This is a genomic window from Mucilaginibacter sabulilitoris (assembly GCF_034262375.1).
Taxonomy (GTDB): Bacteria; Bacteroidota; Bacteroidia; order Sphingobacteriales; family Sphingobacteriaceae; genus Mucilaginibacter; species Mucilaginibacter sabulilitoris.
In genome coordinates this window covers 6020296-6036406 of sequence record NZ_CP139558.1, presented here as the reverse complement: position 1 = coordinate 6036406, position 16111 = coordinate 6020296, and the positions used below count along the sequence as shown (strand labels likewise).

The following is a 16111-nucleotide window of genomic DNA, read 5'->3' as shown; positions in this document are numbered from 1 at the left end:
ATTATATACTATTAAAACCTTAATTTATGAGCATAAACAGAAGGAAGTTTTTAAAGTTAGGCTCGGTAACTATTGCAGGGTTGCCGTTAGTGCGTGTTACCAAAAATGCGGCATGGTATAATTTTAATAACGGAGACACTTTACCTGCAAACGACCTGTACACGGCCTTTAAAAATCCTGTAAATACGTCAAAACCCTTTGTGCGTTGGTGGTGGAATGGTAACCGGATTGTAAAGGAAGAACTTGTGCGTGAGCTGGATATGCTTAAAGGATTGGGTATTGGTGGTGTGGAGATCAACTCTATCAGGTTTCCTGAGACAGCCGATCCGTTGAATTACAAAGAACATGAGTGGCTGAGCGATGAATGGCTTGACCTGCTTGATTTTACCTTGAAAGCAGCTAAAGAGCGGGGAATGATCTGTGATATTATCGTAGGATCGGGCTGGCCATTTGGTGGGGAGTTTTTAACAAAAGACGAACAAACGCAAATTATGGCCCTGGGTACTAAAGATATTACCGGACCGCAAACCTTGAGAATATCCCGTGAGGAGCTACTAAAAGCCGTTGATCCGCCTATATCGTCAAAAAACGCTAAGAGCTATAAAGAGCTTAGTGTACTCAGATTAGCGCCGGCTAATTTGGAAAATATAGATGCTGTGGTGGATTTTGATACGCAAATAGGTGAAAATGAGGTAACTATTAATGTGCCAGAGGGCAACCATGTGCTGTATTTCCTGGTGAAAATTACCGGTTTTATGGCCGTAATGTTTGGCGCCCCTGGTGCCAGCGGACCGGTTTTGAATCATTATAATAAAGACGCGGTTCAAAAATATCTCAACAAAATGTCTGATGCCATTACGCCAAAAATAGGATTGATGGGCAACAAGTTCCGGTCGGTATTTACGGATAGTCTGGAACTTGAAGGTGCTAATTGGTGCGACGATATGCTGGAGCAGTTTGAAAAGCGAAGAAAATATTCGCTTAGCCCTTACTTGCCTTTTATTTTATTTAAAACAGGTCGTTTAGGCAGGGCCCTGGATGAGAAATATGGTTCTGTACCGGGCGAGCAGTTGAAAGATACTTTAGACCGTGTGCGGTACGATTTTGAAATAACCAAAATGGAGTTGTTCCAGGAGCGTTTTTTAGATACTTTTTTAAACTGGTGTAAAGTCAATGGCGTTAAATCAAGGGTACAGGCTTATGGCCGGGAGTATCATCCGTCAGATTCAAGTATGCAGATCGATATACCTGAATGTGAAACCTGGATACGCACCCATATAGGGCAGGAGCTAAAAGATTTTGATTACAAACAGGGCAGGGCCTACTCAGAAGTGAACAAATTTGTATCATCCGGAGCAAGGCTGGCGGGTAAAAAAGTCATTAGCTGTGAGGAAATTACGAATACAGAGCTGGTTTTTAATGCCACGCTGGAAAGAATAAAACAAACCGGCGATCAAAGCAATCTTTCTGGAGTTACGCACTCCATATTGCACGGATTCAATTATAGTCCTGCCGACGCGCCATTCCCTGGCTGGATACGTTATGGTACCTTCTTCAATGAGCGTAATCCCTGGTGGCCGTACTTAAAACAATGGGTGGGCTATAAAGGAAGGTTGTCTGCAGTTTTTCAGAACGGTACGCTCATATCTGATGTGGCCGTTATGCATCCGCTACCCGATCTGTGGAGTAAATATGCCGCACAATGGGATCCATTTCCAGAAAGGGCACTGCCTGCATACGTACATAATATATGGGAAGCTATACATCAAAACGGCAGCGGCTGCGATTATGTAAGTGAAAGCATATTACAAAAGGCAACTTTTCTAAACGGAAAGCTTACTTATGGGCCGAGACAATATCAAGTGTTGTTGATTGTAGAAGCCGAGACTATACACCCGGATACCGCCGCAGCTATTAAACGCTTTGCCGATGCAGGCGGTCGGATCATATTTATTGATAAATATCCGCATAAAGCACCCGGGTATAATAACCACATAGCACTGGATAAACAAGTGAGTGATATTATAAAAAGGATAAAAAGCAAAAATGTAGCTATACATTCGGCGCCAACACCCAGCGGTAAAATAATTGACTGGTATAAAAGTATACAAGAGCGGTTTGATATTAAACCATATATGAAAACGGATAATCCCCAGGCGTCTGTTAGCCAGGTGTATTATAAATTTGATAATGCTGATGCTTTTTTTATCTCCAATTACAGCAATAGCAAAAGCTTTGAATTTAACGCAACATTTGATGTCGCGGCGAATAAAACGGCCTGGCGATGGGATGCAGAAACCGGCGAAAGATATCTTTACCCCACCGCCGGGAAGAAGAACCAGCTGAAAATTACGCTTGGGCCCGCAGAAACCAAACTAATTGTTTTTGACCATCATCAGCAAGGGGAAAAATATACTCCGGTCGATTTTTCAAAAAAAGCGGTACTTTCCATTACATCACCATGGAATTTAACACTTAATCATGTGGATGGCAGCAAGCGAACTCAAAAGCTGGATAAACTGATTGATTTTAAGGAAGATAAGAACCTTGTCGCTTTTGCGGGTAACGCCGTATATGAAAATTCTTTCAGCGTAAATGATCCCGCAGGAATAAGCTATTTGAACTTAGGAAAAGTAGAGGGTGTTAGCGAGGTTACACTTAATGGGAAAAGTCTGGGTAACCGCTGGTATGGCAATCACGTTTATGCAGTAAAGGGAATTATAAAACAGGGAGATAACTCATTAACTATTAAGCTTACCACAACGTTGGGTAATTACATGTACTCTTTAGGAGATAATAAAGATTCTTTGAAATGGATCAAGGGTAAAAAACAACCGCTTTATGCAATGGGGGTTTTAGGTCCGGTTGAATTAGGATAGTATGTGTAATCAATGCAAAAGATGGCTACAGCACCATCTTTTGCATTGATTTAAAGTTATTAAACAATAATAACCTTGACGTCTTTTTCTTCTATTGCCTTTACAGTGTTCTTTGAAACTTTAGCATCAGTAATAATATAATGAACTTGCTCCAGGCTGCATATACGACCAAGACCGCGCCTGTCAAATTTGGTGCTATCTGCCAAAATAACAACGGTTTGTGCTGTTTGTATCATTTTTTGATTGAGGGTAGCTTCCGATATGTTTGAAATGGTTATGCCAAAATCTATATCGATGCCATCAACTCCAAGAAACAATATGCTGCAGGAAATCTCATCCAGAACACTCATGGCGTGAGCTCCTGCAACCGAGGATGAGTTTTGCCTGATGAGGCCACCCAATTGTAATACCTCAACGTTGGGTCGGTTGCTTAATTCCAATCCTACCTTCAGCGCGGGGGTAATAACAGTTAAATGTTTGGTTGGGTGAAGCATACGGGCCAGTTCAAAAACGGTGGTGCCCGAGCCTATCATAATAGAATCGGTTTGCCCTATGAGTTCAATTGCGGCTTTGGCTATCTTTTTTTTCTCGTCAGAGTTTATAAATTCTTTCTCATAAATAGGACGGTCAACAGCGTAGGGGTTATTTAAAGAACCGCCGCCGTGTGTCCGGAACAAAAGGTTCTTATCTTCTAATAATTTTAAATCCTTTCTAATGGTTACTCCGGATACGCCCATTTCTTCCACAAGATCAATAATGTTAACTTTTCCTTCCTTCTTTAATTTTTCCAGGATAAACTGGTGTCTGTCAGTTATATTTTTCATTTATTCAGAAATATGATCTAAAAATAGAAAAAATAATGTTAACAAACCTTTTAGTTTGTATGAAATTTGCATTTCAAAATATTTATTTTAATTTAATTTTGTTTTATTAAGTTTAAAATGTTTAATTTGTTTATGATTAATTGATGCTTTAACGTCTTTTTAATTAAAATAAACCTAACAGGATGGTAATACCAAATGCCGTCTTTTAGCCTTTTTTAATCAACTAATAATAAACTAAAAATAAAAGAGATGACTCATTCGGGTAAATCTGTACTTGATAAAGCGGGTATTCCAAAGCACCTTGCCTGGGGTTACCTGGGTATCCTTATTTTTATGATGGGTGATGGTGTTGAACAGGGATGGTTAAGTCCGTACCTTTTGGGTAGGGGATTAACTATACAGCAGTCCGCATCATTGTTTACCGTATACGGGATAACTATAGCTATTTCATCCTGGTTTTCCGGTGTTTTGGCCGAGGGTTATGGGCCAAAAAAAACCATGCTTGCAGGTATCTTGCTATATATTTTAGGTACAATTGGTTTTGTAGGTTACGGCATGCCCGAACTGCATTTTCCGGTTATGCTGATCACTTACGCTATAAGGGGATTCGGTTACCCGCTTTTTGCCTACTCGTTTTTAGTTTGGATAACCTACAGGAGCCCTCAGCAAAAATTGGGTACGGCGGTAGGGTGGTTCTGGTTTGTTTTTACCGGCGGTTTAAACGTTTTTGGCGCTTACTACTCAAGTTGGGCAATTGAGCACCTTGGTTATCTGAATACACTATGGAGTTCTATATTCTGGGTTGTATTGGGCGCCTTTTTCGCGCTGGTATTAAATACAGATAAGTTTAAGGCCGGCGAGGGAACGGTAAGTAAATCTGAAGAACTGGCCAAGGGGCTCACTATTATGAGGGAAGAGCCTAAAGTTTTGCTTGGCGGTATTGTACGCATTATCAATACAACCGCGCAGTTTGCTTTTCCGGTATTTCTGCCAACTTATATGGCTGCCCATGGGTTTTCAACTACCGCATGGCTGCAAATTTGGGGAACCATCTTTACGGCTAACATCGCATTCAATTTAATTTTTGGCTTTGTTGGCGATGGTTTTGGATGGAAAAATACCGTGATGTGGTTTGGTGGGGTGGGTTGCGCTTTAACAACCCTGCTCTTTTATTATTCTCCGGTTTTATTTGGAGGTAGTTTTTGGCTGGTAATGCTGAGCGGCGTATTGTGGGGCGCTTTGCTGGCCGGTTATGTACCGCTATCGGCGCTTGTACCGTCGCTTGTTAAAAAAGATAAAGGTGCAGCCATGGCCGTATTAAATCTGGGTGCCGGTTTGGCCGTTTTTGTTGGCCCGGCCATAGTCGGGATTTTCATAGGAACTGTTGGTAACGAAGGCGTGGTTTGGATATTAGCCAGCCTGTATTTTATCAGTGCCCTGTTAACCAAGTATATTTCGCTGCCTGATAATGCAAAAACGGCACATTCCTTAAAAAAAGTGCCTGATATTATACTCAAATCAGAGTAAAATCCCCTTGAAAAATTTACTAATAAAATACATATAAACAAATATGAGGATACTGATAACAGCCCCGTATAATCAAAAAGGACAGGACATACTTTCCGGTAAATTCGGCGAAGTTATTTACAAACCCTGGAAAGATAATGGCAGGGCATTTAACGAAACTGAACTAAATAAGTTGATTGATGAAACGCGTGCTGATGCTTTAATTACCGAACACGATAATGTAACAGCTAATGTTATAAACCTTCACCCGGAGCTGCAATTTATAGGTGTTTGCCGGGGTACTCCGTCAAATGTTGACCTGGAGGCGGCCAAAAAGAGTGGAATACAAGTATTTTATACACCAGCGCGTAATGCCCAGGCTGTTGCCGAACTATTTATAGCTAACGTAATTAATCTGCTGCGTAACACCATCCCCAGCTGGCAATGGTTAACCGGCGAAAACTGGGAGGAAGGAGCTCATACTTCATATCTTCAATTTAAAGGTAACGAACTGGCTGGTAAAACAATTGGAATGGTTGGCTTTGGAGCAGTGGGGCAAAGAATTGCGGAAATGGTTAAAAACTTTCCATGCCAAATCAAGTTTTATGATCCTTATATCGAAAGCCCGAACACCGACTATTATAAAACCTCACTGGAAGATGTTTTTAAAAGTAGCGATATTGTTTCAATTCATTTACCGGTTAACGACCAAACAATTGGTATGATTGATGAAAAATTAATTTCCATAATGAAACCGGAAGCCATATTCGTGAATACCGCAAGGGCCAGCGTGGTAAAGCGCGACGATCTGCTCAACGCGATAGAAAATAACAAGATCAGGGGCGCTGTGCTTGATGTGTTTGATTTTGAGCCACCAGATCAGAAAGATTATCGCCTGATCAATCACCCTCATGTTTTGGCAACGCCCCATACCGCGGGTGCTACCCACGAAGTAGAGGATCATCATGTTGATATTTTAAATGAAAGGATCTTGAATTGGGCTTCATTAAACGGAAATAGCAACAGCACGAAGAAAAAAATAGCCTGACCAGGAATGATATCTAAGGAAGCATATATTGTAATTGATATAGGAACCGGGAACGTACGGGTAGCAGTAACGGATGTTACCGGCGAGATATTGGGTATCGACCGTGAAAATATCATATATCATAAAGACATAAATTATCCTGAAGCGCTTTATTTTGACACACAACAGCTTTGGGAACAGGTTTCGCACCTTACAAAAAACGCTCTGAGCCAGGCCGGCGATGTACTTATTAAAGCATTAACCGCTACCAGCCAGCGAGAAGGAATTGTATTGCTCGACAAAAATGGTAATTCGCAAATCGGCTTGCCAAATATTGATCACCGTGGCCGGGAGTGGGAGGATATGATCAGAGATAAAAGCCACGTTTACCAGTTAACCGGGCGTTATCCCACATCGCTTTTTTCTGCTATGAAAATTGTGGGTATCCGTGAAAGGCGGAAAGATATATGGGAAGATTTTTCTACTTTCTTGAGTATAAGCGACTGGATAGAGTACATGCTGAGCGGGGTCGTTCATTATGAACACTCCCAGGCATCTGAAACTCTGTTGTACGATGTAGAGGGGAAGAGCTGGTCTACAGACCTTTGTGGTGTTTTTAATATAAATCCGTCTGTACTGCCTCCGCTTACGGACTCTGGTACGATCCTGGGAACAATAACTAACGAACAGGCGGTAAATCTTCGGGTGTCAGCCGACGCTCAGATAATTGTAGGCGGCGGCGATACCCAGCTGGCGATTATGAGTACATGCCCCGAGACAAATGATGTAGTAATTGTATCAGGGACAACAACACCCATTATAAAACTTACCAGCCAATACGTTACTGACGAAAAAGAGCGTACCTGGACGGGCAGGCATACCAATGAAAACAGTTTTATGTTTGAGGCTAATGCCGGTGTAACCGGGTTAAACTATCAGCGGTTAAAGGAAATTTTTTATCCCAATGAAAGCTACGATGTTATTGAACAGGAATTAACAGAAGTAAATAGTTTTCAATGTATAGCCTCCCTCGGATCATTACTGGCAGATGAAAAGGCACCATTAACAAAGGGCGGTTTTATTTTTGATGCCCCGGTTTCACATCAGTTAACCCGGGCAAGTTTTGTGTGGGCCACGCTTTGGGATATAGCCTGCAGTATCTGTGAAAATTATAAAACATTAAATAGTGTAAGCGCTCATGAGCAGGATTATATATGGGCATGTGGAGGTGGAGTTCAGAGCCACACGTTGCGGCAGTTTATAGCGGCACTTTTAAATAAAAGAGTAATTATCCGCAACAGCTACCGCCAGTCATCGGTAGTGGGAGGTGTTTTAATATGTAACAAAGCACTTGGAAAGGCGCAGCCCCCGGCAGTAATCCTTGAGGTTGTTGAACCCGCAGAGAGGGCCCATTATAAGTTACTATACAATGAATGGAAAAGGACCCGTTCGTCATTTAAAGAGATATTGAGTTGATGGAATCATATTTTATAGGGATAGATATTGGTACACAGGGAGCAAGAGTTGTTTTGGCAGATGCAAAAGGTGATATCATCTCGTCGGCGGAGCAAGTGTTCCCGTTAAATGATCAATCAAGAGAAGAGCAATCGCCTAAAGAATGGTGGGATGCTTGCTACCGCTCATTATCTGCTTTGCTGCAAGGTGAAGAAGCACAAGCCATCGCTGGTAATATAGAAGCTATTGCGGTAACCTCTACATCGGGTACAGTAATTCCTTTAGATGAAAATAATCAGCCGCTTCATAATGCTATTATGTACAGTGATAAACGATCTGTTCATCAGGCAGAGAAATGCACCGCTGCCGCAGTAAAATATCACCATCATGGTTATACTGCTTTCAACTTTTCGAGCGGTTTAGCTAAAATGATATGGTTTCAGGAAACCTATCCCGAAAAGGCGGCTAAGATTGCTAAATGGATACATGCGGCAGATTTTGTTACCGGTATGCTCAGTAATGTTTGGGGTGTTACCGATTATACAAATGCATTCAAATCAGGTTATGACGTTAGTAAGTATGAGTGGCCCGAATATTTATACACCCGGCTTCCATTAAAAAAAGAATGGTTACCGCAGGTGGTACCATCAGGAACAGTAATTGGCACTATTACAGCATATATAGCAAATGAACTTGGTTTGCCCAAAACGGTGAAAATTACAGCAGGCATTACAGATGGTTGCGCATCGCAAATAGCATCTGGCGCTATAAACCCCGGCGAGTGGAATACCACCATTGGCACAACTATGGTAATAAAGGGAGTAACTAAAAATGAAGTTCCTGATCCCCATGGCCGTTTATATAGCCACAGGCACCCAGAAGGTTACTGGATGCCCGGGGGAGCCAGTAATACCGGGGCCGATTGGGTTACCAATGAGTTTGGCGACGATCTGCTTAACTTAAATGAACAGGCAGGGCGGCTTATCCCAACGCGTCATATAGCTTACCCGCTAAGGCAGGAGGGAGAACGTTTTCCCTTTATAGCGCCGCAGGCCCGGGGCTTTGAGCCGGAAGGATTAACCAGGGAAGAACAGTTCGCCGCAAATATGGAAGGTGTTGCTTACCTGGAACGGTATACTTATGAAATGATAGAACAATTATCGGGCGAAAAGGTGAATGCGATTTATACGGCAGGAGGGGCCAGCAACAGCGATACCTGGCTCAGGATCAGGAGTAACGTGCTCAATAAGCCTGTTTATAAAATGAAACATGTATCCGGAGCAATGGGGGCGGCCATGCTGGCTACTTCAAAAACGTATTATGGCTCGTTAACAGAGGCTGTTAAACAAATGGTATTAATTGAAAAGGAGATTCACCCTGAAAAAGAACTGGCAGAACAATATGAGGCCAATTACCGTGAATTTATTGCTGTTATGCAACAAAAGGGATATATAAAAGGAGGCATTGATGCTTAGCGTTTACTTATTAAGGCATGGTGAAACTACTTATAATGCCGATGGCAACCGCTACTGCGGCCGAACAGATGCCAGCCTGACCAATAAGGGAATAAAACAGGCCGTAAATGTATTTCACCAATTAAAGGATGAAAAATTTAACGCGGTTTACTCATCACCATTGAGCAGGGCCTGCCTCACAGCCCAGATAGCTACAGAAAGCAAACAGGTACAAACAGATGAACGTATTATTGAGGTTGATTTTGGTACATGGGAAGGTAAAACAAAGGAAGAGTTTATAGCCGAAGAGCCATCTTTATGGGAGGCATGGATGAGTGACCCTGCAAATGCGAAAGCCGGAGGCACTGGCGAAACCGGGGCCGAGGTTATTGAAAGAGTAGACTCCTTTTTTAATGAAATGCTGCAAAAACATGCAAACCAAACCATCGTAGTGGTAGCGCATAATGGCATAAACCGCTTGTATATGGCCTATAAGTTAGGTATGGAATTAAAAAACTATAGAAGGATATTCCAGGAAAATTCCGCAATCACTTTTTTTGAGCTGGATGATACCGGCGAAATTACACTGAAAAGATTAAACGCATAAATTATATTAAAACCATGAACAGGTTATCATCTACCAAAGTATTTTTATCCTGCCTGCTGTTAGTTGTAACAGCCAAAGTTTCATCTGCGCAAACCGAAATAAATACGCTTCATTTTAAAAGTGCTAATGAGTTTCAGCAGTATTTTAAGCATACTGGTAAAGATATGCCGGTGATTAGCGGTCACCGCGGGGGAACAACTACTGGATATCCTGAAAATTGCGGTGCCACTTTTGAAAATACGCTTAAACACACACCTGCCTTTTTTGAGATAGACCCGAGATTAACTAAAGATAGTGTGGTTGTTTTAATGCACGATGAGACGCTTGACCGCACAACAACCGGCAAAGGCAAAGTTTCTGATTACACCTTTGCGGAGCTACAGCAATTCAGATTAAAAGACCCGCAAGGAAATGTTACCGACTATAAAATACCCACCCTTAAAGATGTAATACTATGGAGTAAGGGTAAGACTGTACTAAACCTTGACCACAAGGACGTGCCGCTTGAAATGACTGCTAAAATATTAAAAGAGTGCAAAAATGATGAAGTAATGCTCACCGTACATAATGCGCAGCAGGCCCGGTTCTATTATGATAATAACCCTAAAAATATGATGTCGGCATTTGTGCTGACAAAGGAAGCATTTTACACTTACGAAAAAGCCGGTGTTCCCTGGAAAAACATGATAGCCTATATTGGTCCAACCAATAAACCCGAAAATAAGGAATTGCTTGATCTGTTGCATGCAAAGGGAGTAATGTGCATGATTTCGGCAGCCCCGTCTTATGATAAATTAAAAGACTCTGCCGAGCGTGCTACCCATTATCGCGAAACATTTACCATGGGTGCTGATATTCTTGAATCTGATTTGCCCATTGAAGTGGCAACGGCTATAAAATCAATTATGCCTGAATCTGGTTTGCAAAAAAAGTTTTGGGGAAAGGCTAAATTATAGTTCATAATCAGTTTGTATTAAAATAACAACAGCCAGTATAATACCGGCTGTTGTTATTTTATGATAATCCCGTTTAAGTTATTGCTGACCGTATAATACGCCGCGGCCACCTGTACCTACATACAACTTACCAAAAACTTGTCTGTCGGCGGCAATTACCTTTACACCGGCAGGGAATTTTTGAGTTCCATCAACCCTGTCCCAGGTTACACCAAGATCGGTAGAGCGGTACATCCCTTTTACGCCAGATAATGTGCCAAAACTATATGCTGCAGGAATACTTGTACCTGTAGCTGGTGCTCCGAATGAGAACGCCGTAGATGTGGTTAATGCACTTATCTTAGTAAAAGTTTGGCCTCCGTTCGTGGTTCTGTAAAGTCCGTTACCATCAAGACTTACCCAAACTTCGCCGGTTGTACCTGGTCTTGCTGTTACAAATAAATAGGTGTTTTTTGCAGGTATGGCGGTAGTATTTTGTTGAGCCCATGAAGCTCCGCCGTTGGAGGTGGCATACAGGAAGCCTGATTTGTATATATAAAAACGATCGCCATCAACACAATCTGCAGCTATCGAAAAATCCTTACTCCAAACATCAACTGCTGCTACAGAACCCACCGGTGCTCCGGTAGCTGCGGCCCATGATGCACCTCTATTAGTGGTGTAGTATACACCTCCGCTGGTACCGCCGGCTATATAAACCATTTTATCAGGATTGGTAGCCGATATTGCTATTCGGCCAAGTTTAACACCAGCCGGGAGTGTGCGGGTTGTCCAGGTGGTGCCACTATTGGCCGATGTAGCCAGTATGGTACCAGTGCCATCATTACCCGATGCGCCAAGGATAGCGATGTTTGCCGGAGTACTTTCGCAATAAGCGATGCTAAAGCCTTCATTAATATTGTAAAGTCTTGATGGGTACGCGTTGATATTGTCATGGCGGAAGCCAAATACGTCGGCTGCACCCGAATATAAAGCTGGTCCGGTTGGAGGTGCAGCCATAGTTAATATTACAGTTTCTTCATGACCTTTTTCGCGGGTGCTCCAGTCAACAGAGCCTGCTTGCCACGCGTTTGACAAATACCAGATACCAAACCAGTCGGTATAATAAAGGTCACCATGATGAAGAGGGTCAAAGGCAATACTGGAGGTAGCGCTTGAAAACCAGCTTGTTGGCCACCATGTAGGTTCCACAGTTTTGGTTATAGGTAAAGCAGCTGTATTCATTTGTTGCCAGGTAGTACCTCCGTCTGATGAACGGTAAAGGGGGTTATTAAAGGTTGAATACCTTTGGCACACAGCTATTTTTAAATGATCTGATGCCTCAATTGAAAGACCGCAATAATTTTTACCTGTGCCACCTGCCGGAGTGATGTCTTTCCAGGTTGTGCCGTTCCATACAGTAACTCCGGTGGAATGTGCTACATATAAATTTCCGTCAACCACTGCCATCCTGTTGGGTGATACCGGAGCACCTGACAAAGCAGCAAAAGTTGTTCCGCCATCGGTGCTTCTATAAATACCAGCACCCGGAATACCCACATAAACCTTTGCCGATCTGCTGCTTATTGTAGTAGCCGGATCAACAACAACCGTGCGCACACCATTTACCCCGCCGTTAGGTACGCTGGTAATTTTAGTCCAGGCGGTACCTTCATTGGTGCTGCGATAAAGCCCGTCTGAACGTGTGCCCGCATAAATTACGGTACTGGTGAGGGGATCAACAGCTAAACATTCGCCGGTCCAGCGCATGTCGCCATTACCATTATAGGTTGCAGACATAACTTTGGTCCAGCTTGACCCAACATTATCAGAACGGTAAACGCCATCATTAAGCGCCAAATAAACGCGATCGGGCTTATTGGCGTCAAGTGCCATACCATCTACCCTGATTTGACTCATACCGTCAAGAAGTTGTACCCAGCGTTGATTAGTACCATCCCAATGATAAGCGCCGCCAACATCGGTACGGATATACATCCTGTTTGCCGTTGTTGGGTGGATCACAATCCCGGTAACATAACCGCCGCCCCCAATGGTTACATTATCCCATGTATAAGGGATAATTGCATTAGTACCGGCAACAGTTTTTGCGCGGGCTTGGCTTTTTTCATCAGGAGTTAAACTGGCTGCTTTCTTGCAGGAGGATAAACTCTGGAACATTGCTGTGCAGAGGAACAATAAAGAAATTGTTTTTTTCATAGTGATTGTTTTTTAGGATATGGGTGAGGATATTTAATAATTTCTTTTGGCGGTTTATACTACTTAGGATAGCTGTTGTTTTAAATAATATTTTTCCATTACTGGTTAGTTTGTGTTTGATAATTAAGACAATAGCCGGCTATGATTCTACTATATATATTTATAAAATATTATAATATCTAAGAAAACTTAAGAAATGTATTGCCAATTCAAACAGCTAAAGATTTGGTTAGAAGAAATAACCATTTATTGCTCCTGATTTCGTTTTTGGGGAATTATTACAATTAACATTTTAAAAAAATACAAGTAATAATAGCTCCATACCTTTGCAATTTATCTGCCTTATGAATCAATTTACATTTAAATACATAGCAACATGTTTTGTTGCAGGGTTTACACTTTGCTTATTATGTAATTATGCATACGCCCAGCAGGCCATTAAGGATTGCAAAAAATGCATCATCATGGCCGATCAGTCCAAGCAGCGTGTAGCCATAGCCGATGTATCAAAAAAAGCAATTATATGGGAATGGGAGCCGGCTAATTCAAATGTGAAAACAGAATATGTCAAATGGTTTTCAAGCATCAGCGAGGCCAAGCCGGTTTATAATATGCAATATGTGCTTGTTACTGCATCGGGTGGTGGTGTAGCTTTGGTGCGTATTGCAGATAAAAAGGCTGTATTTTATGCTTATGCCGGGGGAAATACACATTCGGCAGAAGTTTTGCCCGATGGTAATATCGTTAGCGCGTCGAGCACCGGCCAGTACCTTACTATTTTTAAAGTTGATACACTTGTCTCACCTGATAAAGTTTACAGCAAAAAGATCGATATAGAATTTGGGCATAACGTAGTTTGGGACAACAGCAACAAGGTTCTATGGTCGGCAGCTATGAATAAGCTGAAAGCGTTTAAATACAATTTTAATTGCGGCAATCCTGATCTGGAATTAGTTGAAACTATTGATCTGCTGGGCACAGAATCGCATGACCTGTTTCCGGTTTATCATGAAAATAAACTTTGGCTAACAGATACCTCCGCTATTTATACATTTGATCCTGCTACAAAAAAAATTGCTAAAACAAATTTCAGCCGGCGGAGTATCAAAAGTATTTCATCAGGCCCGTCAGGGTTTCCAGTCATACTTTCAGAACCGAAGGAGAAATGGTGGACAGATGCTGTCATCGATATCAAAGGGAATACCGTATTTGAACAGAATGGCCTGAAATTGTATAAAGCGAGGTGGTTTTTACCCAATAGTTTTAGTTATCCGCTTAATGATGCTTTTAAGCAATGCAAATAATTATATAACATACAATATGTAATTACTTAACACTTATGTCGCTTCTTTGCCGCGGTCATGATCAACAGTGGCTAAGCCCTAAGCAATGAACGATGATACTAAACCATTTTTATTAAAGCTTATCGCTGAAAATAAAGATAATGAAGCCTGTAAATATTTGTGGGATCAGTATTATGACGTATTGTTTAAATTCGCTGTCGCGTATTTAAAATCAAAAGAATTAGCGGAAGAGGTTGTATCAGACGTATTATACCAGGTTTGGAGTACTAAACATCATTTAGATAATATTCAGCATTTAAGGGTTTACCTTTTTACGGCTGTCAGAAATCGCTGCTATACACAATTGTCAAAAAAAAAACGCGAACAATCCCTGTTTGTGAATACCGGCGAACTTCATGAAGATTCGCATATTGATTTCAATATCGATCCGGAAAAGCAAATGATAACCGGCGAACTGTCAAAATTTATAAAAGAAATAGTTGATGACCTGCCCCCTCGCTGTAGGCAGATATATAAAATGATACGCGAAGAGGGCTTACGCAATAAAGATGTAGCTGTTGAGTTAGGTATTTCTATAAATACTATAGATGTGCAGTTAGCAATAGCTCTAAAAAAGATAACTAAGGCTATGCAGTTGTACTTTAACCGGTAGTGCACCCATCTGCCGGCTATTCCTGAAATTTACTTTATTAGTTTGTTGTATAATGGGAGGTTGTGCTTTCTGCAGTTTTATATTGCAATATTATTTTTAATAAAATAACCTTTAGTACAATTTTAGTTAGATATAGTCTTTAGTGTAAAATGTTACTGTGAACATTTTAATAAGTTTTTGTAAACAGTTATAAATAAGTTCATGACAGGGAATTATATTATTAAAAATATACCTAATCCTTGTTAAGTTAAAGAATATAATTTTTCAATTTATGCATGAAAAGATTACACGGCGCCAATGGGGCAAGATAGCTTTAAAGGGCACATCTGCTTTTGTTGGTTTGTCGGCTTTACTATATAGCCAGCCTTCCTTTAGTAAAAGCGAAGAAGGGCATAATAAAAAGCAAGCGGGTTCAAATTATTTACCTGGAAAGGTATCAATAGGAATACAAACCTACAGTTTTCGGGACCGTAACCTTGACGAAACAATAAAGGCAATGAAGGAGCTTGGAATAAAAAGCTGTGAGCTTTGGGAGGGCCATGTAGAACCATCTGAATTTCAGTGGAAACCCAACAGCACTCCAGAGCAAACAAAGGCTAAACAGGCGGGGCTGGAAAAATGGCGGGCCGAACTTAATATAGGCGATATCAAGAAGCTTCGTGACAAAATTGAACAGGCTGGAATAACGATACAGGCATATAATGGTACTATTAAGGATAATACTTCAGATGTAAGTATTGATACCATATTTAGAATAACACGTGCCCTGGGAACCGACCTGCTAACTACATCGCCTACGGTAAGCGTGATGAGACGGGTTGATGTTTATGCTCAAAAGTATAAAGTGAGGGTAGGCATGCATAATCATGACCATTTTGAAAAACCTAATGAAATAGCATCTCCCGAAAGTTTTGTGAACGGCATGGCAGATAACTCTGATTATATTGGGATTAATCTCGACATAGGTCATTTTACAGCCGCCAATCAGGATCCTTTAAGCTATATCCGCGAACATCACCAAAAGATATACTGCATTCATTTAAAAGACAGAAAGCGCAATCATGGCATCCGTACCCCATTTGGACAGGGCGATACCCCCATTGCCGAAATATTACGGTTAATACGTGATAACAATTGGCCTATCCCGGCCAATATTGAATATGAATACAATGGCACTGATACCTTTACAGAAGTGAAAAATTGTCTTGATTATTGTAAAAAGGTTTTGGTTTCATAAATATAATTTGT

At 41.4% G+C, this 16111-nt stretch carries 12 protein-coding genes; 10 read left to right on the top strand and 2 right to left on the bottom strand.

Annotated features, from left to right (window positions below):
* The first annotated feature begins 26 nt into the window (after window positions 1-26).
* Window positions 27-2879, top strand: coding sequence for a glycosyl hydrolase (locus SNE25_RS25730; protein WP_321561889.1), 2853 nt, complete (start codon window positions 27-29; stop codon window positions 2877-2879).
* A gap of 59 nt (window positions 2880-2938) precedes the next feature.
* Here SNE25_RS25730 and SNE25_RS25725 read toward each other — a convergent pair whose 3' ends face one another.
* A complete protein-coding gene (locus SNE25_RS25725) occupies window positions 2939-3703 on the bottom strand; it encodes a DeoR/GlpR family DNA-binding transcription regulator (RefSeq protein ID WP_321561888.1) in 765 nt (254 codons plus the stop codon).
* A 249-nt stretch (window positions 3704-3952) separates the two neighbouring features.
* Between SNE25_RS25725 and SNE25_RS25720 the strand changes: the two genes are divergently transcribed.
* From SNE25_RS25720 to SNE25_RS25695, 6 genes are read left to right on the top strand one after another with little or no spacing between them, the layout of a single operon-like run.
* Window positions 3953-5230: an MFS transporter gene (locus SNE25_RS25720; RefSeq protein ID WP_321561887.1), complete on the top strand. Its 1278-nt coding sequence runs from the start codon at window positions 3953-3955 to the stop codon at window positions 5228-5230.
* Window positions 5231-5273: 43 nt separating this feature from the next.
* The gene (locus SNE25_RS25715; RefSeq protein ID WP_321561886.1) at window positions 5274-6257 is read left to right on the top strand and encodes an NAD(P)-dependent oxidoreductase; all 984 of its coding nucleotides are present in this window, start codon (window positions 5274-5276) and stop codon (window positions 6255-6257) included.
* 6 nt (window positions 6258-6263) lie between these two features.
* Window positions 6264-7712, top strand: coding sequence for an FGGY-family carbohydrate kinase (locus SNE25_RS25710; RefSeq protein ID WP_321561885.1), 1449 nt, complete (start codon window positions 6264-6266; stop codon window positions 7710-7712).
* A complete protein-coding gene (locus SNE25_RS25705) occupies window positions 7712-9166 on the top strand; it encodes an FGGY-family carbohydrate kinase (protein ID WP_321561884.1) in 1455 nt (484 codons plus the stop codon). Before SNE25_RS25710 ends, SNE25_RS25705 begins: the two co-directional genes overlap by 1 nt.
* Window positions 9159-9752 (top strand): histidine phosphatase family protein, encoded by a 594-nt coding sequence (locus SNE25_RS25700; protein WP_321561883.1) that lies wholly within the window; start codon window positions 9159-9161, stop codon window positions 9750-9752. Before SNE25_RS25705 ends, SNE25_RS25700 begins: the two co-directional genes overlap by 8 nt.
* Window positions 9753-9766: 14 nt before the next feature.
* The gene (locus SNE25_RS25695; RefSeq protein ID WP_321561882.1) at window positions 9767-10708 is read left to right on the top strand and encodes a glycerophosphodiester phosphodiesterase family protein; all 942 of its coding nucleotides are present in this window, start codon (window positions 9767-9769) and stop codon (window positions 10706-10708) included.
* 78 nt (window positions 10709-10786) lie between these two features.
* Here SNE25_RS25695 and SNE25_RS25690 read toward each other — a convergent pair whose 3' ends face one another.
* On the bottom strand, window positions 10787-12907 hold the full coding sequence (locus SNE25_RS25690) for a WD40/YVTN/BNR-like repeat-containing protein (protein WP_321561881.1): 2121 nt from the start codon (window positions 12905-12907) through the stop codon (window positions 10787-10789).
* A 344-nt stretch (window positions 12908-13251) separates the two neighbouring features.
* Here SNE25_RS25690 and SNE25_RS25685 point away from each other — a divergent pair, with 344 nt between their 5' ends.
* The 3 genes from SNE25_RS25685 to SNE25_RS25675 all read left to right on the top strand — a co-directional run bounded on the left by SNE25_RS25685 (window position 13252) and on the right by SNE25_RS25675 (window position 16100).
* Window positions 13252-14211: a DUF6528 family protein gene (locus SNE25_RS25685; protein WP_321561880.1), complete on the top strand. Its 960-nt coding sequence runs from the start codon at window positions 13252-13254 to the stop codon at window positions 14209-14211.
* An 85-nt stretch (window positions 14212-14296) separates the two neighbouring features.
* Window positions 14297-14863 carry an RNA polymerase sigma-70 factor gene (locus SNE25_RS25680; protein WP_321561879.1) on the top strand — a complete coding sequence of 189 codons (567 nt, stop codon included), beginning with the start codon at window positions 14297-14299 and terminating at the stop codon, window positions 14861-14863.
* A 271-nt stretch (window positions 14864-15134) separates the two neighbouring features.
* The gene (locus SNE25_RS25675; protein ID WP_321561878.1) at window positions 15135-16100 is read left to right on the top strand and encodes a sugar phosphate isomerase/epimerase family protein; all 966 of its coding nucleotides are present in this window, start codon (window positions 15135-15137) and stop codon (window positions 16098-16100) included.
* Window positions 16101-16111 lie beyond the last annotated feature (11 nt).